The organism is Pseudomonas sp. HP_01 (assembly GCF_055284355.1).
In genome coordinates, this window is the sequence record NZ_JBTOPV010000023.1 from 16858 (window position 1) to 39646 (window position 22789).

Annotated in this window: 16 protein-coding genes and 4 tRNA genes; 17 read left to right on the top strand and 3 right to left on the bottom strand. The window is 61.9% G+C overall.

Going from position 1 to position 22789, the window contains the following annotated elements; translation table 11 throughout:
• Positions 1 to 244: 244 nt before the first annotated feature.
• The 9 genes from gltX to ACYAR8_RS13790 all read left to right on the top strand — a co-directional run bounded on the left by gltX (position 245) and on the right by ACYAR8_RS13790 (position 6490).
• Positions 245 to 1726, top strand: coding sequence for a glutamate--tRNA ligase (gene gltX / locus ACYAR8_RS13750; RefSeq protein ID WP_463580174.1), 1482 nt, complete (start codon positions 245 to 247; stop codon positions 1724 to 1726).
• A 218-nt stretch (positions 1727 to 1944) separates the two neighbouring features.
• Positions 1945 to 2020 (top strand) — tRNA-Ala (locus ACYAR8_RS13755).
• 83 nt (positions 2021 to 2103) lie between these two features.
• Positions 2104 to 2179 (top strand) — tRNA-Glu (locus tag ACYAR8_RS13760).
• Between the two features lie 55 nt (positions 2180 to 2234).
• Positions 2235 to 2310, top strand: a tRNA-Ala gene (locus ACYAR8_RS13765).
• A gap of 52 nt (positions 2311 to 2362) precedes the next feature.
• Positions 2363 to 2438: transfer RNA gene (locus ACYAR8_RS13770), tRNA-Glu, on the top strand.
• A gap of 209 nt (positions 2439 to 2647) precedes the next feature.
• Complete coding sequence (locus ACYAR8_RS13775; protein WP_463580176.1) at positions 2648 to 3187, top strand: TetR/AcrR family transcriptional regulator; 540 nt, start codon at positions 2648 to 2650, stop codon at positions 3185 to 3187.
• Positions 3188 to 4455: 1268 nt separating this feature from the next.
• Positions 4456 to 4896, top strand: coding sequence for an acyl-CoA thioesterase (locus tag ACYAR8_RS13780; protein WP_074885048.1), 441 nt, complete (start codon positions 4456 to 4458; stop codon positions 4894 to 4896).
• A 75-nt stretch (positions 4897 to 4971) separates the two neighbouring features.
• Positions 4972 to 5931: a tRNA dihydrouridine synthase gene (locus tag ACYAR8_RS13785; protein ID WP_463580177.1), complete on the top strand. Its 960-nt coding sequence runs from the start codon at positions 4972 to 4974 to the stop codon at positions 5929 to 5931.
• A 115-nt stretch (positions 5932 to 6046) separates the two neighbouring features.
• Complete coding sequence (locus ACYAR8_RS13790) at positions 6047 to 6490, top strand: Hsp20 family protein (protein WP_074885044.1); 444 nt, start codon at positions 6047 to 6049, stop codon at positions 6488 to 6490.
• A gap of 401 nt (positions 6491 to 6891) precedes the next feature.
• Here the strand turns inward: ACYAR8_RS13790 and ACYAR8_RS13795 are convergent, their stop codons facing one another.
• On the bottom strand, positions 6892 to 7779 hold the full coding sequence (locus ACYAR8_RS13795; protein ID WP_463580178.1) for a LysR family transcriptional regulator: 888 nt from the start codon (positions 7777 to 7779) through the stop codon (positions 6892 to 6894).
• 155 nt (positions 7780 to 7934) lie between these two features.
• Between ACYAR8_RS13795 and leuC the strand changes: the two genes are divergently transcribed.
• The 4 genes from leuC (at position 7935) to asd (ending at position 12524) form a co-directional block, all read left to right on the top strand.
• On the top strand, positions 7935 to 9359 hold the full coding sequence (gene leuC, locus ACYAR8_RS13800) for a 3-isopropylmalate dehydratase large subunit (RefSeq protein ID WP_463580179.1): 1425 nt from the start codon (positions 7935 to 7937) through the stop codon (positions 9357 to 9359).
• A 9-nt stretch (positions 9360 to 9368) separates the two neighbouring features.
• On the top strand, positions 9369 to 10007 hold the full coding sequence (leuD, locus tag ACYAR8_RS13805; RefSeq protein ID WP_074885036.1) for a 3-isopropylmalate dehydratase small subunit: 639 nt from the start codon (positions 9369 to 9371) through the stop codon (positions 10005 to 10007).
• A 240-nt stretch (positions 10008 to 10247) separates the two neighbouring features.
• Complete coding sequence (gene leuB, locus ACYAR8_RS13810; protein WP_463580180.1) at positions 10248 to 11330, top strand: 3-isopropylmalate dehydrogenase; 1083 nt, start codon at positions 10248 to 10250, stop codon at positions 11328 to 11330.
• Positions 11331 to 11411: 81 nt separating this feature from the next.
• The gene (gene asd, locus ACYAR8_RS13815) at positions 11412 to 12524 is read left to right on the top strand and encodes an aspartate-semialdehyde dehydrogenase (protein WP_065986059.1); all 1113 of its coding nucleotides are present in this window, start codon (positions 11412 to 11414) and stop codon (positions 12522 to 12524) included.
• Between the two features lie 934 nt (positions 12525 to 13458).
• Here asd and ACYAR8_RS13820 read toward each other — a convergent pair.
• Positions 13459 to 14604, bottom strand: coding sequence for an acyltransferase family protein (locus tag ACYAR8_RS13820; RefSeq protein ID WP_463580181.1), 1146 nt, complete (start codon positions 14602 to 14604; stop codon positions 13459 to 13461).
• Positions 14605 to 14999: 395 nt separating this feature from the next.
• Between ACYAR8_RS13820 and ACYAR8_RS13825 the strand changes: the two genes are divergently transcribed.
• From ACYAR8_RS13825 to ACYAR8_RS13840, 4 genes are all read left to right on the top strand, one after another.
• Positions 15000 to 16016, top strand: coding sequence for a 2-dehydro-3-deoxygalactonokinase (locus ACYAR8_RS13825; protein WP_463580182.1), 1017 nt, complete (start codon positions 15000 to 15002; stop codon positions 16014 to 16016).
• Between the two features lies 1 nt (position 16017).
• Positions 16018 to 16653 (top strand): 2-dehydro-3-deoxy-6-phosphogalactonate aldolase, encoded by a 636-nt coding sequence (locus ACYAR8_RS13830; protein WP_463580183.1) that lies wholly within the window; start codon positions 16018 to 16020, stop codon positions 16651 to 16653.
• Positions 16654 to 16707: 54 nt separating this feature from the next.
• Positions 16708 to 17856: a galactonate dehydratase gene (dgoD, locus tag ACYAR8_RS13835; RefSeq protein WP_463580184.1), complete on the top strand. Its 1149-nt coding sequence runs from the start codon at positions 16708 to 16710 to the stop codon at positions 17854 to 17856.
• Between the two features lie 256 nt (positions 17857 to 18112).
• Positions 18113 to 19357, top strand: coding sequence for an MFS transporter (locus ACYAR8_RS13840; RefSeq protein ID WP_463580296.1), 1245 nt, complete (start codon positions 18113 to 18115; stop codon positions 19355 to 19357).
• A gap of 266 nt (positions 19358 to 19623) precedes the next feature.
• Here the strand turns inward: ACYAR8_RS13840 and ACYAR8_RS13845 are convergent, their stop codons facing one another.
• Positions 19624 to 22734 (bottom strand): autotransporter domain-containing protein, encoded by a 3111-nt coding sequence (locus ACYAR8_RS13845; protein WP_463580185.1) that lies wholly within the window; start codon positions 22732 to 22734, stop codon positions 19624 to 19626.
• Between the last annotated feature and the right edge of the window lie 55 nt (positions 22735 to 22789).

A 22789-nucleotide genomic window follows, 5' to 3' on the forward strand; every position in this document is an offset into this window, starting at 1 on the left:
TATTGGAATGTAAGCAAATTTATCAGGGTTACGGCTCTGGCACCTAGCCATCGTCGCGATCATGACCGCCACTGATGGCGAGGCATTCGTTGCGAGACGCGTCGCAACCGGTGCCGGGCGCCGAGGGCGGGGCCGCTTGTCCTGCCATCGCCACGATTCTGCGGTCCATCAAGCGCCGGTGCTGGAGCCGCGCAGGCCGCGCCTGTTAATATTCGCGGCTTGTTCGACCTATTCGGGATTTTCCATGACCACCGTTCGCACCCGCATCGCGCCATCGCCCACCGGCGACCCCCACGTTGGCACGGCCTACATCGCGCTGTTCAACTATTGCTTCGCCAAACAGCATGGCGGCGAATTCATCCTGCGCATTGAAGACACCGATCAGCTGCGCTCGACCCGCGAGTCCGAACAACAGATTTTCGACGCGCTGCGCTGGCTCGGCATCGAGTGGAGCGAAGGCCCCGACGTCGGCGGTCCCCATGGCCCGTATCGCCAGAGCGAGCGCGGTGACATCTACAAGAAATACGTGCAGCAACTGGTTGATGCCGGTCATGCCTTCCCGTGCTTCTGCACCGCTGAAGAGCTTGACCAGATGCGCGCCGAGCAGACCGCCCGCGGTGAAACCCCGCGCTACGACGGCCGCGCGCTGCTGCTGTCGAAAGAAGAAGTCGAGCGCCGCCTGGCCGCCGGCGAACCCCATGTGATCCGCATGAAGGTCCCGAGCGAAGGCGTCTGTGTGGTGCCGGACATCCTCCGTGGCGAAGTCGAAATCCCGTGGGACCGCATGGACATGCAGGTCCTGATGAAGACCGATGGCCTGCCGACCTACTTCCTGGCCAACGTCGTCGACGACCACCTGATGGGCATCACCCACGTGCTGCGCGGCGAAGAATGGCTGCCGTCGGCACCCAAGCTGATCCTGCTCTACGAATACTTCGGCTGGGAAAAACCGGCGCTGTGCTACATGCCGCTGCTGCGTAACCCGGACAAGAGCAAGCTGTCCAAGCGCAAGAACCCGACCTCGGTGACGTTCTACGAGCGCATGGGCTTCATGCCGGAAGCGATGCTCAATTACCTCGGTCGCATGGGCTGGTCGATGCCCGACGAGCGCGAGAAGTTCTCGCTGGACGAAATGGTCGAGCACTTCGACCTGACCCGCGTCTCCCTGGGCGGCCCGATTTTCGACATCGAGAAACTGTCGTGGCTCAACGGTCAGTGGCTGCGTGAACTGCCGGTGGAAGAGTTCGCCACCCGTGTACAGAAGTGGGCGTTCAACAGCGACTACATGATGAAGATCGCCCCCCACGTTCAGGGCCGGGTCGAGACCTTCAGCCAGATCGCACCGCTGGGCGGCTTCTTCTTCGCCGGTGGCGTGACGCCGGACGCCAAGCTGTTCGAGCACAAGAAGCTGTCGCCGGAACAGGTGCGCCAGGTCATTCAGCTGATTTTGTGGAAGCTGGAATCCCTGCGTCAGTGGGAGAAGGACAAGATCACCGGTTGCATTCAGGCAGTGGTCGAGCACCTGGAACTGAAGCTGCGTGACGCCATGCCACTGATGTTCGCGGCCATTACCGGTCAGGCGAACTCGGTATCGGTCACCGACGCGATGGAGATTCTGGGCCCGGACCTGACCCGTTTCCGTCTGCGCCAGGCGCTGGATATGCTGGGCGGCGTGTCCAAGAAAGAGAACAAAGAGTGGGAAAAGCTGCTCGGCGCCATCGGCTGATTGGCTACCTGGGCGAGCCCGGGCCGTTGAGCGATCGCCCGATGGCCCGGCGTGCGGCGGTTTTCCGGGAGGCGGTAAGTGATTGTTATCCCGGAAAATTCTTTTGGATTTGTTTGAAAAAGAGTTTGACAGCTTTGTGGGTCGCACTTAATATGCGCCCCGTCCACACGGCAACGCAGAAACACGCGGTAACGCGGCGTTCTACGTAAGTGCATTGTGGGGCTTTAGCTCAGCTGGGAGAGCGCCTGCATGGCATGCAGGAGGTCAGCGGTTCGATCCCGCTAAGCTCCACCAAATTAGAAGCTTCAAGGTTAGTTTCAATGCCTTGAAGTTTGTCCCGCATCGGAACCAGCACCGGTGCGGTACACAAGGGTTACGTCCCCTTCGTCTAGTGGCCTAGGACACCGCCCTTTCACGGCGGTAACAGGGGTTCGAGTCCCCTAGGGGACGCCAGTTTCACCGAGTGAGGCCGTTGTTAGAGCTGATCTCCGCCGAGAGGCGTAAAGTCGGGGCTTTAGCTCAGCTGGGAGAGCGCCTGCATGGCATGCAGGAGGTCAGCGGTTCGATCCCGCTAAGCTCCACCAATTTCGCCAAGGTTCGTCATTGTTGTTCGACGAACCTGACTGAAGGTTTTGCGTCCCCTTCGTCTAGTGGCCTAGGACACCGCCCTTTCACGGCGGTAACAGGGGTTCGAGTCCCCTAGGGGACGCCACGATTTCTCGCTCTGCGAGACCAAGGGTCATTCGATTATTGAATGGCCCTTTTGTTTTTTCGGGGTTTGAGTTCTCAGTCCCTTCTTGGTTGATCTCGTCTTCGTTCATCTCTCATCCCGTCCGCCTGTCAGTCATATCAAATGCCCGATGCGTTCTTGCCAAGGCACATGATGAAGATAATATTATCGCCATCCTCCCGGAGGCGGTCATGAATGACAAAAAAGCACAGACCCGCGAACGTATTCTCACTGCTGCCAGCACCGCATTGATCGCGCGCGGCCCGATCGAGCCCAGCGTCAACGAGATCATGGGCGCAGCCGGGCTGACGGTGGGCGGCTTCTACGCGCATTTCGACAGCAAGGAAGCGCTGATGCTTGAAGCGTTCAGCCAGTTGCTGGCCGAACGCCGCGAGATGGTGGCGAGCATCGACGACCGATTGCCGGGTGAAGAGCGCCGTGCGCTGCTGGCGGCGTTCTACCTGTCGCGAAGGCACCGCGATGCACAAGACCGCGCATGCCCGTTGCCGACGGCGATCGGGGAGATGGCGCGTCTGTCCGACGACTTCCGCAACGCACTGGCGGAACACGTCGAACTGATGGTGGCGCAGCTCGCTGCCAGCCCTGAAGAAACCGACAAGACCCTGGCGGACATCGCATTGATGGTCGGCGGGCTGGCACTCGCCCGAGCCCTGGGCCCCGGCGAGCTGTCGGATCGCGTGCTGAGGGCGGCGAAGTCGGCAGTGCTCTGATGCCGTTGTAGGACCGGCTTCAGCCGGGAAGAGGCCAGCGCAGGCACCCTCAATTCTGAGCCGTGACATCCAACGCCTTCCCGGCTAAAGCCAGTCCTACTAAATGCACGCGGTCAGTCAGTGGGACCGGCTTCAGCCGGGAAGAGGCCAGTGTAGGCACCATCAATTCTGAGCCGTGACGTCCGACGCCTTCCCGGCTAAAACCGGTCCCACTAAATGCACGCAGTCCGTCAGTGGGACCGGCTTCAGCCGGGAAGAGGGCAGTCTAGGCACCATCGATTCTGCGGCGTGACATCCGACGCATTCCCGGCTAAAGCCAGTCCCACTACATGCACGCGGTCAGTCAGTGGGACCGGCTTCAGCCGGGAAGGGGGCAGTCTAGGCACCCTCAATTCTGAGCCGTGACATCCAACGCCTTCCCGGCTAAAGCCAGTCCTACTAAATGCACGCGGTCAGTCAGTGGGACCGGCTTCAGCCGGGAAGAGGCCAGCGCAGGCACCTCAATTCTGAGCCGTGACGTCCGACGCCTTCCCGGCTAAAGCCAGTCCCGCTAAATGCACGCGATCAGTCAGTGGGACCGGCTTCAGCCGGGAAGAGGCCAGCGCAGGCACCCTCCATTCTGCGGCGTGACATCCAACGCCTTCCCGGCTAAAGCCAGTCCCCACTAGATGCACGCGGTCCGTCAGTGGGACCGGCTTCAGCCGGGAAGAGGCCAGTGCAGGCACCCTCCAATCTGCGGTGTGACATCCGACGCCTTCCCGGCTAAAGCCAGTCCCACTAAATGCACGCAGTCCGTCAGTGGGAGCGGCTTCAGCCGGGAAGAGGCCAGCGCAGGCACCCTCCATTCTGCGGTGTGACATCCAACGCCTTCCCGGCTAAAGCCAGTCCCACTAGATGCACGCGGTCCGTCAGTGGGACCGGCTTCAGCCGGGAAGAGGCCAGTGCAGGCACCCTCCATTCTGCGGCGTGACATCCAACGCCTTCCCGGCTAAAGCCAGTCCCACTAAATGCACGCGGTCAGTCAGTGGGACCGGCTTCAGCCGGGAAGGGGCCAGCGCATGCGCCTCAATTCTGAGCCGTGACATCCAACGCCTTCGCGGCTAAAGCCAGTCCCACTAAATGCACGCGGTCAGTCAGTGGGACCGGCTTCAGCCGGGAAGAGGCCGGTGTGGGCACCCGCAGCTTCTGGTCATGCAAGACCGCCTTCAGTTTTGCCCGATGCTTTTGGTTACACTGCCCAGGTAATGAATTTGATAGGGCAGGAAGAAATGGTCTGGGATCTGGCAACGCCGTTCGTCATCGATCTGCAGGTGGGCGAGGAGGATATCGACGGCCTGGGTCACGCCAACAACGCCGTGTACGTCACCTGGCTCGAACGCTGCGCGTGGCGGCATTCCCAGCAGTTGGGCCTGGACCTGACCGAGTACCGTCGGCTGGACCGGGCCATGGCCGTTGTGCGTCACGAAATCGACTACCTGGCCAGCGCCTATCAGGATGACGAACTGCAGCTGGCGACCTGGATCGTCGATTGGGATCAGCGCCTGAAAATGACCCGGCGCTTTCAGCTGAAACGTCCCAGTGACGGCGTGACCTTGTTGCGCGCGCAAACCACCTTCGTCTGCATCGAACTCTCGTCGGGCAAACCCAAGCGCATGCCGAGCGAGTTCATCGACGGATACGCCGCCGGCCTCCACAGCGCGATCTCCTGACGTCCGGCACGCTTAATCCGTATCCAATCCGCCGGCCTCTGCGTAAACTGCCGGACTTTTTTTCGAGTGTGACCCATGCAAATTGCTTTGGCGCCCATGGAAGGCCTGGTCGACGACATCCTTCGCGACGTGCTGACCCAAGTCGGCGGCATCGACTGGTGTGTGACAGAATTTATCCGGGTGACCGAGCGCGTGTTGCCGGAGCATTACTTCCACAAGCTCGCGTCCGAGCTCTTACAGGGCTCGAAAACCCGCGCCGGCGTGCCGCTGCGTGTGCAGCTGCTGGGTTCGGACCCGGTGTGCCTGGCCGAGAATGCAGCTTTCGCGGCCGAACTGGGCGCCCCGGTCATTGACCTGAACTTCGGCTGCCCGGCCAAGACGGTCAACAAGTCCCGGGGCGGGGCGGTGTTGCTCAAGGAGCCGGAGCTGCTGCACACGATTCTTAGCCACGTACGCCGCGCCGTGCCCGCGCATATCCCGGTCACCGCCAAGATGCGCCTGGGCTATGACAGCACCGAGCCGGCCCTTGATTGCGCCCGGGCCCTGGAAGCGGGCGGCGCCGAGCACATCGTCGTCCACGCCAGGACCAAGGTCGACGGCTACAAGCCGCCGGCGCACTGGGAATGGATTGGCAAGATTCAGGACGTGGTGAAGATTCCGATCATTGCCAACGGCGAGATCTGGACCGTGGACGACTGGCGCCGCTGCCGCGAAATCTGCGGCGCTCGGGACATCATGATAGGTCGCGGGCTGGTGGCGCGTCCGGACCTGGGCCGGCAGATCGCGGCCGCGCAAGCCGGGCGTGACATCATCCCCATGACCTGGGCCGAACTGCAGCCGCTGCTGCGTGATTTCTGGCTGCAGGCCATGGCCAAGATGACTCGCGTCCAGGCACCGGGCCGGCTCAAGCAATGGGTGGTCCTGCTGACCAAAAGCTACCCCGAAGCGACCGTGCTGTTCGATGCCCTGCGCCGCGAAACCGACTGCGAGCGGATCAGCCGGATGCTCGGTGTGAGCATGCCGGAAGCCGCCTGAAAATTTTTTTTGAAGGGCTCTTGAAACGCAAATGGCCGTCCCTACTTTGGGATTACGCGACGCCGAAGTCGGGTCGCGGAGATAACCACTTGCTGATTTATCAGGAGATTTTCAGATGACTACTGCATTTTCCCTGGCTCCACTGTTCCGTCACTCGGTTGGCTTCGACCGCTTCAACGACCTGTTCGAGTCGGCGGCGCGAAACGAGTCGGCCAGCAGCTACCCTCCCTACAACGTCGAAAAACACGCTGATGATCAATACCGCATTGTCATCGCGGCGGCGGGGTTCCAGGAGGACGATCTGGAGTTGCAAGTCGAGAAGGGCGTACTGACCGTCACGGGCAACAAGCGTGAGAACACCGCGGAAGGCGTGACCTTCCTGCACCAGGGCATTGCCCAGCGTGCCTTCAAGCTGTCGTTCCGCCTGGCTGACCATATTGAGGTCAAGAACGCTGCTTTGGCCAATGGCCTGTTGAACATTGACCTGCTGCGTCTGGTGCCTGAAGAGGCCAAGCCAAAACGCATCGAAATCAATGCACAGAAGACCCTGACTCATTGATCCCGAGTCAGCATGGGAAGGCGCCCTGCGGGGCGCCTTTTTTGTGTCCGTCGCATGCCCATTGTGAGTGGGGCGCCGGTCACAATTCACGACTGCTGCGCAGCCGATCGCGGGCAAGCGCGCTCCTACGCCCTCCGGGCAGAATCAAAAGCTCAACCTGACACCCAACCAATCCCGGACCCCCGCACAACCTGTAGGAGCGCTTGCCCGCGAATGCAATCTTCCAGATGACGCAGCGCAGAATGGCCCACCGCGTTCGCCAGCAAGCCGGCTCCGGATTTCGCGATCAGCCACGACTGATCATTTTCCGAAAACCGGTGTAGGAGCGCGCTTGCCCGCGAATGCAGGGTGTCATTCACCGAAGTGGGATCGCCGAACCGCGTTCGCCAGCAAGCCGGGTTCTACCGTTGCTGAAACTCCGCGGCCTGCGCATCGAGCAGCGACATGAACGCCCGCGCGGCGTTTGAAAGCGTACGTTCGGTGTGGACGATGTACCCCAGTTGCCGCCGTAACTGGACACCCGGCAACGGGATGGCTGTGACTTGTTCGTCGAGCATGGTCCGGGGCAGCACGCTCCAGGCCAGGCCGATGGACACCATCATCTTGATCGTCTCCATGTAATTGGTGCTCATGGCGATATTCGGCTTCAGCCCCTGCGATTCGCACAGCTCGCTGACGATGTGGTGGGTGAAGGTGTTCTCGCCCGGAAACACAGCCGGGTAGCGGGCGAGGTCGGCCAGGCTGACGTCGGCCTGAGTCGCCAGCGGATGCTCGGGCGCGGCAACGAAGTCCAGCGGGTCGTCCCATACCTTCACGGCCTTCACCAGTCCGTGGGGTTCCGGCGCCAAGGTAATCACTGCCAGTTCGGCACGACCGTGAAGGATTTCTTCGTAGGCCACTTCCGAATCGAGAAACTGAATGTCCAGCGCAACGTCCGGGTAGGTTTTGGTAAACGCCCTTAACAGCGTAGGCAACCGGTGCAGTCCGATGTGGTGACTGGTCGCCAGGGTCAGGCGCCCGGTGACTTCCCCGGTCAGGTTGGTCAGCGCACGACGGGTGTCGTCCAGCACATTGAGGATCTGATAAGCGCGGGGAAGCAGGGCGCGCCCGGCTTCGGTCAAACTCACTTCGCGGCCCAGCCGATCAAACAGCCGCACGTCCAGTTGCTGCTCCAGACCGGCGATGCGCTTGCTGACTGCCGGTTGCGTCAGGTGCAGACGCTCGCCGGCGGCCGAGAAGCTGCCCATCTCGGCGATGGCAATAAAGGCGTTGAGATTAGCCAGATCCATCTCAGATTCCCGTTGGTTATGCAAAGCATGAAAAATATGAATTTGAGTTATTTAAGCATATTCCATAGCATCACCCCCACAAGCCAAGGGTCTTTGCGGTGTCATTGCGACATCGGCGGCCGGGGCATAGAAATACGCTGATGAGGAACCGTCTGATGGCCGGCAAAACGCTCTACGACAAGCTCTGGGATTCGCATTTGGTCAAGCAGCGCGACGATGGCTCGGCGCTGCTGTACATCGACCGTCACATCATCCACGAAGTGACTTCGCCTCAGGCTTTCGAAGGCTTGCGCCTGGCCCGTCGCAAACCGTGGCGCATCGACGCCAACGTCGCCACCGTCGACCATAACGTGCCGACCACCCCGGACCGCAAGGACGGCGTCGACGCCATCGTCGATCAGGTGTCGCGCTTGCAGGTCAAGACACTGGACGACAACTGTGACGAGTACGGCATCACCGAATTCAAGATGAACGACATCCGTCAGGGCATCGTTCACGTCATCGGCCCGGAGCAGGGCGCGACACTGCCGGGCATGACCGTGGTCTGCGGCGACTCGCACACCTCCACCCACGGCGCGTTTGGTGCGCTGGCCCATGGCATCGGCACGTCCGAGGTCGAGCACGTCCTCGCGACCCAGTGCCTGGTCGCCAAGAAAATGAAGAACATGCAAGTGAAGGTCGAAGGCAAGCTGCCGTTCGGCGTCACGGCCAAGGACATCGTCCTGGCCATCATCGGCAAGATCGGCACCGCCGGCGGTAACGGCCATGCCATCGAATTTGCCGGCAGCGCCATTCGCGACCTGTCCGTCGAGGGCCGCATGACCATCTGCAACATGTCCATCGAAGCGGGTGCCCGTGTGGGTCTGGTGGCGACCGATGAAAAGACCATTGCCTACGTGAAGGGGCGTCCTTTCTCACCGACTGCCGGGCAGTGGGACGCAGCCGTCGAAGCGTGGAAAGACCTGGTGTCCGACGACGACGCGGTGTTCGACACCGTGGTTGAACTCGACGCGACCCAGATCAAACCGCAAGTCAGCTGGGGCACGTCCCCGGAAATGGTCGTGGCCGTGGATCAGAACGTGCCGGATCCGGCGCAGGAAACCGATCTGGTCAAACGTGGCTCCATCGAGCGTGCGTTGAAGTACATGGGCCTGAAAGCCAATCAGGCGATCACCGATATTCAGCTGGATCGTGTGTTCATAGGTTCCTGCACCAACTCGCGGATCGAAGACCTGCGCGCCGCGGCGGACATCGCCAAAGGCCGCAAAGTGGCGTCGACCATCAAGCAGGCGATCGTCGTGCCGGGCTCGGGTCTGGTGAAAGAACAGGCCGAGCGGGAAGGGCTGGACAAGGTCTTCATCGAAGCCGGCTTCGAATGGCGTGAGCCAGGCTGCTCGATGTGCCTGGCGATGAACCCGGACCGCCTCGAGAGCGGCGAGCACTGCGCATCGACCTCGAACCGTAACTTCGAAGGCCGTCAGGGCGCCGGTGGGCGTACTCACCTGGTCAGCCCGGCGATGGCGGCAGCTGCGGCAGTCAACGGCCGTTTCGTCGACGTTCGCACCATGAGCCAGGCATAAGGAGCCCGTATGAAGCCTTTTACCCAACACACCGGTCTGGTCGCTCCGCTGGACCGCGCCAACGTCGACACCGATCAGATCATCCCCAAGCAGTTCCTCAAGTCGATCCGCCGGACCGGCTTTGGCCCGAACCTGTTTGACGAGTGGCGCTACCTCGACGTGGGCCAGCCGTATCAGGACAACAGCAAGCGTCCGCTGAACCCGGATTTCGTGCTCAACGCCGAGCGTTACCAAGGCGCCAGTGTCTTGCTGGCCCGGGAAAACTTCGGCTGCGGATCGAGCCGCGAACACGCGCCCTGGGCGCTGGAAGAGTACGGTTTTCGCAGCATCATCGCGCCGAGCTACGCGGACATTTTCTTCAACAACAGCTTCAAGAACGGCCTGCTGCCGATCATCCTGAGCGAAAGCGAAGTCGATGAGCTGTTCAAAGTGGTTGAAGCCACACCGGGCTATCAGTTGAGCGTGGACCTGGAAGCGCAGACCGTGACCCGCGAAGATGGCAAGGTGTACCGCTTTGAAATCGACGCCTTCCGCAAGCACTGCCTGCTCAACGGCCTGGACGACATCGGCCTGACCCTGGTGGATGGCGAGGCGATTGCGGCGTTCGAGAGCAAGCATCGGGCTTCGCAGCCTTGGCTGTTTCGCTGAGGGGCAGTCTTAAGCTGCAAGCTGCAAGCTGCAAGCTGCAAGCTGCAAGCTGCAAGCTGCAAGCTACAAGCTACAAGCTACAAGCTGCAAGCTTCAAGCTGCAAGCTGCAAGCTACAAGCTTCAAGCTGCAAGAAATTCCGAGCCAGGCGCTGCATCACTCGTGGCTTGCCGCTTGAAGCTTGCCGCTGCCGAGTCGGCCTCGTTTTCCGGGCCGACATCTATTTTGAAACGAGGACGTTATGAGCAAGCAGATTCTGATTCTCCCAGGTGATGGCATCGGTCCGGAAATCATGGCCGAGGCGGTCAAGGTTCTGGAACTGGCCAGCGAGAAATATCAACTGGGTTTCGAACTGAGCCACGACGTCATCGGCGGCGCGGCCATCGACAAGCACGGTGTGCCGCTGGCAGATGAGACCCTTGAGCGCGCTCGCGCCGTTGACGCGGTGCTGCTCGGCGCCGTAGGCGGCCCGAAATGGGACGCCATCGAGCGCGACATTCGTCCGGAGCGGGGCCTGCTGAAGATCCGCTCGCAACTGGGCCTGTTCGCCAATCTGCGTCCGGCAATTCTCTATCCGCAACTGGCCGATGCCTCCAGCTTGAAGCCTGAGATCGTGGCCGGCCTGGACATCCTCATCGTCCGCGAGCTGACCGGTGGCATCTACTTCGGCGCACCACGCGGCACCCGCGAACTGGAAAACGGCGAGCGCCAGTCCTACGATACGTTGCCCTACAGCGAGAGTGAGATCCGTCGCATCGCCCGCGTCGGCTTCGACATGGCCCGCGTGCGCGGCAAGAAACTCTGCTCGGTGGACAAGGCCAACGTGCTGGCGTCCAGTCAGTTGTGGCGCGAAATCGTCGAGCAGGTGGCCAAGGATTACCCGGACGTCGAACTCAGCCACATGTACGTTGACAACGCTGCCATGCAGCTGGTCCGCGCACCGAAGCAGTTCGACGTGATCGTCACCGACAACATGTTCGGCGACATCCTCTCCGATGAGGCGTCAATGCTGACCGGGTCCATCGGCATGCTGCCGTCGGCATCGCTGGATTCGAAGAACAAGGGCATGTACGAGCCTTGCCACGGTTCGGCGCCTGACATCGCCGGCAAAGGTGTGGCCAACCCGCTGGCGACGATTCTGTCGGTGTCGATGATGCTGCGTTACAGCTTCAACGAGCACACCGCCGCTGACGCCATCGAGAAAGCCGTGAGCCTGGTGCTGGACCAGGGCTTGCGCACCGGCGACATCTGGTCCGAAGGCAATGCCCGGGTCGGGACGCAGGAAATGGGCGACGCCGTAGTCGCCGCGCTGCGCAATCTGTAATATCTCGGGCCCACGACTGTCAGGTTGAGCCCATTGGCTCTCTGCGGTCGGGGCCCCACTTTTAATTAAGGTGTAGTTGCGATGAAACGTGTAGGTCTGGTCGGTTGGCGCGGGATGGTCGGTTCCGTGCTCATGCAGCGCATGCTGGAAGAGCAGGATTTCGATCTCATTGAGCCGGTTTTTTTCACCACCTCCAACGTCGGCGGCCAAGGCCCGTCGGTGGGCAAGGACGTCGCGCCGCTGAAAGATGCCTACAGCATCGACGAGCTCAAGACCCTGGACGTGGTGCTGACCTGCCAGGGCGGCGACTACACCAACGAAGTCTTCCCCAAGCTGCGCGAAGCGGGCTGGCAGGGTTACTGGATCGACGCGGCGTCGTCCCTGCGCATGCAGGATGATGCGGTAATCATCCTCGATCCGGTCAACCGCAAGGTCATCGACCAGCAACTGGACGCCGGCACCAAGAATTACATCGGCGGCAACTGCACCGTCAGCCTGATGCTGATGGGCCTGGGCGGGCTGTTCGAGGCCGGTCTGGTGGAGTGGATGAACGTCATGACGTATCAGGCCGCTTCCGGCGCCGGTGCGCAGAACATGCGTGAGCTGATCAAGCAGATGGGCGCGATCAATGCGTCGGTGGCCGACGAGCTGGCGAACCCTGCCAGCGCGATTCTGGACATCGATCGGAAGGTGGCTGACGCGATGCGTGGCGAGGGTTTTCCGACCGAGAACTTCGGTGTGCCGCTGGCGGGCAGTCTGATCCCGTGGATCGACAAGGAGCTGCCGAACGGTCAGAGCCGCGAGGAGTGGAAAGGGCAGGCGGAGACGAACAAGATTCTGGGTCGTTTCAAGAGCCCGATTCCGGTCGATGGTATTTGCGTGCGCATCGGTGCGATGCGGTGCCACAGTCAGGCGCTGACGATCAAGCTGAACAAGGATGTGCCGATCGCGGATATCGAGGGGATGATCAGTCAGCACAACCCTTGGGTGAAGCTGGTGCCAAATAATCGCGAAGCGAGCATTCAGGAGCTGAGCCCGACGTCGGTGACCGGGACGTTGAATATTCCGGTGGGGCGTTTGCGCAAGTTGAACATGGGTTCGCAGTATCTGGGCGCGTTTACCGTGGGCGATCAGTTGCTGTGGGGCGCGGCCGAGCCGTTGCGTCGGATGCTTCGGATTTTGCTCGAGCGGTAATCACTGCTCGTAGGGGACTGATTTATTTACATAGCTTCACCGTAAATTAATCTGTCCCCGGATCTGCGGCGTGAGTTAGTACGCCAGGATCAAGAGCGTCTGCCTTGGGGGCAGACGTTTCGCCTTCGGCGAGTTACTTTTAAAAAGCCGGGAGCCGGACCAACCAAAAGTAACCAAAAGTGCCTGCTCCTGGTTTGGCCCGACTTCGTCGGGTTCCTTCACTCCGGTCCCGCTCCGTGGGCCCGCGCCGAACGGGCATCCATGCCCTGACGGCGCTCTCGCCGCATCCCTGCGGCTCGACCCACTCCGCGAGACCTCCGTTCAGCCTGCACCCAAGTCGCGATTTGTGTCGTCTGGACTCCTGCGTAGAAGATCAAGATCAACAGCTTCCCGGCTGAAGCCGGTCCTACGGGTGCGGGCGGTCTGTTAGTGGGACCGGCTTTAGCCGGGAAGGGGCCGGATCATTCACGATCGATTACCGATCGTTCCCACGCTCTGCGTGGTAATGCCGCTTCGGACGCTCTGCGTCCTGCAGAAGATGGGCATCAAGTCACCTATCTGACGCGGAGCGTCACAGGATGCATTCCCACGCGGAGCGTGGGAACGATCAAACACCGCGCACACCTGTGGGACCGGCTTTAGCCGGGAAGCTTTTGACCTTGCACTTGATCTGCTCTTGATCTTCCTACGCAAAAAGCCCAGACACCGCAAAACGCGACTTTGGTGCAGGCCGAACGCAGACGACGCGGAGTGGGCCGAGCCGCAGGGATGCGGCGAGAGCGCCGTCAGGACATGGATGTCCGTTCGGCGCGGGCCCACGGAGCGTCGTCGGAGTGAGGGAACCCGACGCAGTCGGGCCAAACCGAGAGCAGGCACTTTTGGTTACTTTTAGTGCTTTTTAAAAGTAACTCGCCGAAGGCGAAACAATCTGCCCCTAGGCAGATGCCTCTGATCTTGAATTTGATCTTGATCTTAAGACAGCAGCAAACCGCATGCCCGGCACTTCGATATACCGATGAACCACCATCGAAACCACCACAACCGCCACCACCACCAACAGCAATAACAGATTGTCGTTCAGGGCACTGCCCGTGCTCAGATACCGCACCAGCGACCCCGGAATCTCACCGGGCTTATCCACCAACAACGGATAACCGCCAAACTTCACTGCCACCGTCAGCCCGGTCGCAATGACGAAAATCACCGCCGCATGGGTCAGGTAGATCGACAGCCACAACCGCCCCAGCGCCGGAAACACCCGCACCTGCAACAGCCGCGAAACCACCCCGGCCTCCCAGGCAAACACCAGAATCGCCAGGCAAAACAGCAGCGCCAGCTCAATCGTCAGCGGGGCTTCGCCGTCCACCATCAGCCAGGCGATCGCCGCCAATACCGCCACCTCAAACACACTGCCCAGCGCCAGCCCCGGCGTGAAATTCCGCAACCGCGTGTACAACCGATACGTCACCGTGCCTGCAAAAAAACAGGCCGCGCCCCACAACACATAGCGCGTCAGCAGATCGGAATCCGCGAATAATCCGACAAACGCCAACCCGCCCAGCAGCGTGAAAATCATCCGCGCCATGCCTGGCAGCGCATAGCAGACCAGCCCGAAGATCAGCCACAGGTAAAACGCGACACTCAACCACCACGACGGGTAGTTGAACGACAGCGCATTGAAGCCCGGCCACCACGCCTGAATCAGCAACAGATTGGGCAGGATCTCCCCAGGGGCGCGGTCACCACTGAACGCCGGGAAATTCAACAGAAGCCCGTAGCGCTCCAGCACCAGCTTCAAACACTCGAACCCGATGAAGAACAACAGCACCGCGATGTGCAGCGGCAGGACCCGGCAGGCGCGGGCAACCATGAAGTCGCCCAGCTGCCGCGAGGTGTTCAGCGTGCCGACGTAGCGCCGGTACAGCAGAAAGCCGCTCAGGACGAAGAACAGACCGGCGAACTGACTGGCGTTACGGAAGAACGACAGCTCCGTGATGCTTCGCTCGATGTGCGAGTGATGAACGATCAGGGTCAGGGCACAAAGGCCGCGCAGGCTGTCGAGCACGGGGAATCGCTTCATCTTGATGATCCTTGTTTCAGATGAGTTAAGCGTGCGGGCACGCGAACGGCGCCAGCAGGCGTGCAGGGCAGGGCAAGACAGGGAGGAACAGACAGGAAAGTTACCACCTTCGGCACTGAGGCTGATGAGTGGCGGAGGGCGTTTGGAGAACAGGAGGTGACGCACTGCACGCTCGTAGCCGAAGGCTAACACCGGGTTCGTGAAAGTTTTGCCAACGGCGGGCGGCAGTATGCCCGAACCGCCACCCCGTTCGGAACAGGCAACTGCCGAAGTGTCAGCGCCAAAAATACGTAAAATCCCTATATATGGGATTGGCCGTTATATATTGAGATTATCCAGAAAACCGGTTTATAGTCCGCCCCGCATTCACTCATTAATAACAATCAGGTGAAGCCATGCAGGCGCAATTGATTGCGCTCGACTGGGGTACCACATCCCTTCGCGCGTATCGACTCGGCGAACACGGCCGGGTACTGGAACAACGTTCGCTCAGCGCGGGCATCATGCAGTTGCCATCGACACCTCGTTCGATCAGCGGGCAGCAGGTTTCCAACGGATTCGAGCTGGCGTTCGACGAAGCCTGCGGCGACTGGCTCGACGACGAACCGACGCTGCCGGTGATTGCCTGCGGCATGGTCGGCAGCGCCCAGGGCTGGCGCGAAGCGGTTTATCAGCAGACCCCCGCCAGCGTTGCGGCGCTTAGCTCTGCGTTGGTCACGGTGCGCAGCGTGCGCGGCGTCGACGTTCACATCATTCCCGGCATCCTGCAGCGCTCCGAGCCGCCCAACGTGATGCGCGGTGAAGAAACCCAGGTCCTCGGCATTCTCGACTCGCTGCCCGCCAGCGAAGCCGCCAGACCCCTGTTGATCGGCCTGCCCGGCAGCCATTCGAAGTGGGTGAGGGCGGTGGACGGCCGAATCGAGCATTTCGATACTTTCATGACCGGCGAGGTCTACGCCGCGCTGTCCAGCCACACCATTCTCGGCCGCACGATGCAGCGCAGCGATACCTTCGACGCCGAAGCGTTTGACCGAGGCGTGGCGGTGTCGCGGTCGGCCAATGGCGCGGCGGGTCCGCTGTCGACTATCTTCAGTTGCCGGACCCTCGGCCTGACCGGCGTGCTGTCCGGCACCGCGCAGTCCGATTACTTGTCCGGCCTGTTGATCGGCCATGAAATCGTCGCGCTGGCGCAATTGCTGCGCCAGACCGACGCGAATTTGCCCGCCGTGATCCTGATCGGCAGCGACGCCCTGATCGCACGCTACCAGCGCGCCCTCGATGCCAATGGTTTTGCCCAGGTGACCCTGGCAGAGCAGGCCACCGAGCGTGGCCTCTGGCAGGTCGCGGTGCAGGCCGGTCTGATTCAATCCTCCTCTTCGGCCGCTGCCCGGCCCCTTCATGTAGAGAACTGACATGCTCAAGCAAGCCCTCGTGCAAAACGGTCTGGTCGCGATTCTGCGCGGCCTGCGCCCCGAAGAAGCGCCGGCCATCGGTGATGTCCTGTACACCGCCGGTTTCCGCGTCATCGAAGTGCCGCTCAATTCCCCGCAGCCGTACGACAGCATCCGCCTGCTGCGTCAAAGCCTGCCCGCCGATTGCCTGATCGGTGCGGGCACGGTGCTGACGCCGGAGCAAGTGCACCAGGTCAAGGAAGCCGGCGGCCAGGTCATCGTCATGCCCCACAGTGACCCGAAGGTGCTGCGCGCGGCCAAGGCCGAAGGCATGTTTCTGTCTCCGGGTGTGGCGACGCCGACCGAAGCCTTCGCCGCCCTGGCCGAAGGCGCCGACGTGCTGAAGATGTTCCCTGCCGAGCAAATGGGCCCGGCGGTGGTCAAGGCCTGGCTGGCGGTGTTGCCGGCCGGCACGGCGCTGATCCCGGTCGGCGGCATCACCCCGGACAACATGAAAGTGTTCCTCGACGCCGGCGTGTCCGGTTTCGGCCTGGGTTCGGGGCTGTTCAAGCCCGGCATGAGCACCGACGACGTGGCCAAGAGCGCCAAGGCCTACGTTGATGCCTGGAACCAGCACAAGCCTGCCAACAATCAGTGACCCACCCGCTCGTTGCGCCAACGAGCTTGTGTTTACGAATAAGAGAGACAAGACATGAAAATCACCAAACTCACGACCTACATCGTTCCGCCGCGCTGGTGCTTCCTGAAAGTCGAGACCGACCAGGGCGTCACCGGTTGGGGCGAGCCTGTGGTCGAAGGCCGCGCGCACACCGTGGCTGCAGCGGTTGAGGAACTGTCCGACTATTTGATCGGCAAAGACCCACGCAACATCGAAGACATCTGGACTGTGCTCTATCGCGGCGGCTTCTACCGGGGCGGCGCCATTCACATGAGCGCGCTGGCGGGCATAGATCAGGCGCTGTGGGACATCAAAGGCAAGGCGCTGGGCGTGTCTGTCAGCGACCTGCTCGGCGGCCAGGTGCGGGACAAGATTCGGGTGTATTCGTGGATCGGCGGCGACCGTCCGGCTGACACCGCGAGTGCGGCGAAAGAAGCGGTGGAGCGTGGCTTCACTGCGGTGAAAATGAACGGCACCGAAGAGCTGCAGTTCCTCGACACCTTCGACAAGGTCGACCTGGCCCTGGCCAACGTCGCCGCGGTACGTGATGCCGTGGGCCCGAATGTCGGCATCGGCGTCGATTTCCATGGTCGCGTGCACAAGCCGATGGCCAAGGTGCTGATGAAGGAGCTGGACCCCTACAAGCTGATGTTCATCGAAGAGCCGGTACTCAGCGAGAACTACGAAGCGCTGAAGGAACTGGCGCCGTTGACCAGCACGCCGATTGCCTTGGGCGAGCGTTTGTTCTCCCGTTGGGATTTCAAACGCGTGTTGAGCGAAGGTTATGTCGACATCATCCAGCCGGACGCGTCCCACGCCGGCGGCATCACCGAAACCCGCAAGATCGCCAACATGGCCGAAGCCTATGACGTGGCACTGGCGCTGCATTGCCCGCTGGGTCCAATCGCGCTGGCCGCGTGCCTGCAACTGGACGCCGTTTGCTACAACGCGTTCATTCAGGAGCAAAGCCTGGGTATCCATTACAACGAAAGCAACGACCTGCTCGACTACATCAAGAACCCCGAAGTCTTCGACTACGACAAGGGCATGGTGAAGATCCCGAACGGCCCGGGCCTGGGCATCGAGATCAACGAAGAGTACGTCAAGGAGCGCGCCGCCATCGGCCACCGCTGGCGCAACCCGATCTGGCGCCACGCCGACGGCAGCTTTGCCGAGTGGTGATTGCTCCCCGGCTTTGAGCCCGACTGATCGTTCCCACGCTCCGCGTGGGAATGCATCCCCGACGCTCGGCGTCGACTGCCTGACGCAGAGCGTCCAGAGCAGTGTTAGCACGCAGAGCGTGGGAACAATCAAACACACGAAACACAAAACTCCAGACCTCAGATAACCATAAAAAGAGGCACATCCCTTGCGCACACAGACTGCTTCCCAAGCGCGGGCGACCACCGCCACGCCGACCCGCAAACGCTTTTTCATCATGGTGCTGCTGTTCATCACCGTGGTGATCAACTACCTCGACCGCAGCAATCTCTCCATCGCCGCCCCCGCACTGACCAGCGAGTTGGGCATCGACCCGGTGCATGTCGGCCTGATCTTCTCCGCGTTCGGCTGGACCTACGCCGCCATGCAGCTGCCCGGTGGCTGGCTGGTGGATCGCGTCCCGCCACGCATCCTATACACCGTCGCGCTGGCGTTGTGGTCCATCGCGACCATCTTCCTCGGCTTCGTTGGCAGCTTCATCGGCCTGTTCGTCCTGCGCATGGCCGTCGGCGCGCTGGAGGCCCCGGCGTATCCGATCAACAGCCGCGTCGTCACCGCCTGGTTCCCGGAAAAGGAACGCGCCACCGCCGTCGGCTTTTACACCTCAGGCCAGTTCGTCGGCCTAGCGTTCCTGACCCCTGTGCTCGCGTGGCTGCAGACTCGCTACGGCTGGCACATGGTCTTCGTGGCCACCGGCGGCGTCGGCGTGCTCTGGGCGGCGATCTGGTACATGGTTTACCGCGAACCCCGCGATTTCAAAGGCATCAACCAGGGCGAGATCGACCTGATCCAGGACGGCGGTGGCCTGGTCGACATGCAGACCGATGCCTCCAAACGCAAAACCGGTTTCAGCTGGCAGGACCTCGGTATCGTGCTGACCAAGCGCAAGTTATGGGGCATTTACCTCGGCCAGTTCTGCCTGAACTCGACGCTGTGGTTCTTCCTCACCTGGTTCCCGACCTACCTGGTCAAATACCGCGGCATGGACTTCATCAAGTCCGGCCTGCTGGCCTCGCTGCCGTTCCTTGCCGCATTCGTCGGCGTGCTCTGCTCGGGATTCTTCTCCGACTGGCTGATCCGTCGCGGTCACACCGTGGGCTTCGCCCGTAAAACGCCGATCATCGCCGGCCTGCTGATCTCCACCTCGATCATCGGCGCCAACTACGTTGACTCGACCCCGCTGGTGATCGCCTTCCTCGCCCTGGCGTTTTTTGGCAACGGCCTGGCGTCGATCACCTGGTCGCTGGTGTCGACCCTCGCCCCGGCGCGGCTGTTGGGGCTGACCGGTGGCACGTTCAACCTGATCGGCAACCTGGCGGCGATCGCCACGCCGATCGTCATCGGCTTCCTGGCGTCGGGTGATTCCTTTGCGCCAGCGATCACTTACATCGCCGTTCTGGCGCTGCTCGGGGCGTTGTCCTACATCCTGCTGGTGGGCAAGGTGGAACGCATCGAGCTGTAATGACCCTGTCGATGCGTAATGAGGGACGTCAATCACGTGCCCGGTGACGAACGTTTCTTGAGGAAGGCATGGCAGCCGCCGATGCCTTGATAGGAGCGGGCTTGGGAGGTTCTCTACAGCAAAGGGAGCAATCTTTCGAGAGGGTGCTCAGGCGCTCCACTGGATCGCTGCTGAACCGTTTGGAGGGACAAAATCGACCCTCCAAACGGTTTTAGTATCGGGGGAGAGCACCCAAGCTGGCGCAGGCTTTCAGGCAGCGCTAGAGGTTAGAAATCCCAGTTCAGCGACAACCCCACGCCGTGGGTTTTATCCCGGGCGCCCAGCAGGCCGTTGTAGTCCAGGTTGATCCGCGCATCCCGGTTCAAGACAAGGCTGGCGCGGGCGCCCACGACGGCGGCGTCCCGGTCCATGGACACGCTTTGCACGGCAAAGGTATTCACCCCGCTGGCGAAGGCCAGGTGCTGCTCGGCCGAGGTATCGCTCAGGTTATGCTGCCAGCCCAACGTACCTGAGACGTCCAGCTTCTGGGTATCGGTGAGGTTGAACCGGCTACCGGCGCGCGCGCCCAGCGTGGACAGCACGGTGTCGCGGGTGTCGTCCTTCCCCTTGAGCGCCGTGGCGCCGCCCTTCTCGGTAAAGCTGTCGCTGTCGAAGTGCACATAGGCCAGGTTGGCGAAGGGCTCCAGCGCCAAAGGCTGCAGGTTCAGGCGATAGGCTGCTTCGGTGAACACCTGGGTCGATTGCGCGTCGCGCTTGACCTTGAGGCGGTCGGCCGAGGTGCCCAGTTGCAGGTCTCGCTTGACGTCGATGCGGTGCCAGCTATGGGATGCACCTGCGGTCAGGCGCAACGGCCCTTCCTCGTGGCCAATGTAGGCACCCAGGTGGTAGCTATTGGCCGAGGCGCTGGAATGGGTGTCGTCTCCCATGCCCAACGAGGTATCGCTATAGCCGACCATGGCGCCCAACCGGGTGTGCTCAGATACCAAGCCGTCCACACCGGCGAGCAGGCCGCCCAGGGATGAGGTTGCACTGGCGCTGTCGCTGCTGCCGGCGTTTTTGCCCCAGGCGCCCAGGCCTTTCACCCACAGGTTGTTGCCCTCAACACCCTCTGCAGGCTGGTCGTACAGCCCGTCGACGCGCAGGCGATCACCTACGGCATCGCGTAGCTGGCGACTGTCGTTGATCAACTGCGTGGCGATGGCCGGATGCACTTCGCCGGACAGCTGGGTGTAGGCACGCCGAGCGGTAGCCGCATCAGGGCTCAACAGCAGCTCTTCGTACACCGCGTTACCGGCCCCCAATTGCTCGGCGGCAGCCGCTACGCTGGCCTGATTAGCGGTTTGCGCGGCGCTGGCGAAGCTGTCCGCGTTGCGCGCCAGGGCCAGGGCAACGCCCGTACTGCTGTAGGCCAGGTTGCCATCCAGGAAAGCGTAGTTATCCAGCACCGACCCGAACTGGCCCTGCACGCCGCCAGCGGCTTGCAGCACATTGAACTGCCGGCCGATCAGGCTGTTGACCTCGCCTGTGGTGAAGCCGGCGCCGTTTTCCAGCGAGAGGGCCATGGTCGCACCGCTGACCGTGGCCTGTCCGCCGGCGATGATGCGGTCGCTGCCAGTGGGCGACAACTCCACCGCATACACAGCGCCGGGCGCCAGGTTAAGGTCTCCCGCCACCTGTAAGGTGCCCACGGAATTGCCCGGCGCTACCGTACCGCCGCGGTTGGCGACCAGGGACGCGACCCGGCCGTTGCCGCCCAGTATGCCGGTGTCGTTGACGGTCACTGCCGAGGCCAGCGACCCATTGATCGCCAGGCGCCCTTCATTGACCAGGGTTGGGCCGCTGTAGGTATTGGCGCCGGTCAGCACCAGGGTACCGATACCTGTCTTGGTCAAGCCGCCATGCCCGGATATGTCATTGCTCCACGTGTCCCGCCCGCATTGTGGCCCGCTGCAGAGGCGCTGGGTCGGTTTACCGGCATCGACCACCGCGCCTGTCCCCGGCAGGTTGGCCACGAACTGGCTGTCGCCATAGGCGCCGCTGATACGAAACTCAGCGGGAATATCCGCCTCGGTGACGAACATGCTCGGGCCGTTGACGGCCTTGCCCAGGTTGATCATGCCCCAGCCATAGAGCGCGTCCACGCCAGGCGCGCCGAGGTCGGTGGCAGTGGTTTTCAACACGTCGGCCACCTGTGCGCCGGTCATGTAGGGGAAGCGCTCCATCAGTACCGCCATGCTGCCCGCCACATGGGGCGCGGCCATGGAGGTACCGTTTTTGTTGGCCCAGCCCACGGTCAGGTCTTGCAGGCTGGTGCCGTTAAGCACCGAGCTGTAGATCCGCGTACCTGGCGCCGACACGCAGAAGCTGGCCGTGTAGCCGCAGCGAGAAGAAAAGGTGCTCAAGGTGTAAGGCGTGGCGCCAGCGGCCGTGGCGTTGGGGTTTTGCTGCAGGGCAGCAACCGTCAGCCAGTTGGGGGCGATCTCTGGCACGAAATACCCGAGTCCGGCCATGGCGTCCGGGTTGTTCAGGTTGTAGTCGTTGCCTGCGGCGAAAATGGTCACCACGCCGCTGCGCGCAGCATCGATGGCGCCCTGATAAGCGCCCCCTGGGCGAGTGCCGAGGATCTGTTGGATCTGATTGAACTGCAGCTGCGCATCCTGAACGGTAAAGTGCGGAAAGGCCGGGTCGCGACCGCCCTGGTCAAAGCGGTCGGTAATGCCAATGCCCCAGCTGTTGTTGATGATGCGCGCGCCACTGCTGACCAATGCGTTCCAGCCAGCCTGGTAAACCGCGCCGTCGTTGCCCAGCACAATGCCGTCTTCCGGGCCTGGGTCGCCGTTGTCGGCGCTGATGATCTGGGCGTTGAAGGCCACGCCGTGCATGGGCCCGCCGTCACGGTTGCCGCCCGCGATGCCACCTACGTGGGTGCCATGGTTACCCAGCCGGCCGTTGGAGTCAGGGGTAGGGGTCCCATCGTAACGAAAGGCATCGCCGGCCTTCACCGGAATATAGGGGTCGGTGTACTCGCGAATGCCACTGGTGACCAGGTTGATCACTTTATCCGGGCTGGCGAATTCCGGGTGCGGTACGTACACCGGCTGATCGAAAATCCCCAACTTCACGCCTTTGCCGGTGTAACCGGCCGCGTAGGCCTGGTCGGCGTTGATCGCGCCCAGCCCCCATTGCGCAGTGAACTCCGGGCTGCGCCAACTGGCGACATTCCCTGCCTGGCCGGCTTCTACGTAAGGCGCAGCCTGGGCTGCACCGAGGGTGGCCAGGTAACAGGCCAGGGCGCCGCAAGAAGCGCGATGGGCTTGCCGAATAGCGTGCCGAATGGAGCTGACAGCAAGCTGTCGAGTGGTGGATGGCTTTTTCATAAATACAACTGTCCTTAGTTAGCGCACACAAAACCCCGCGCGAATGCCGTCTTGG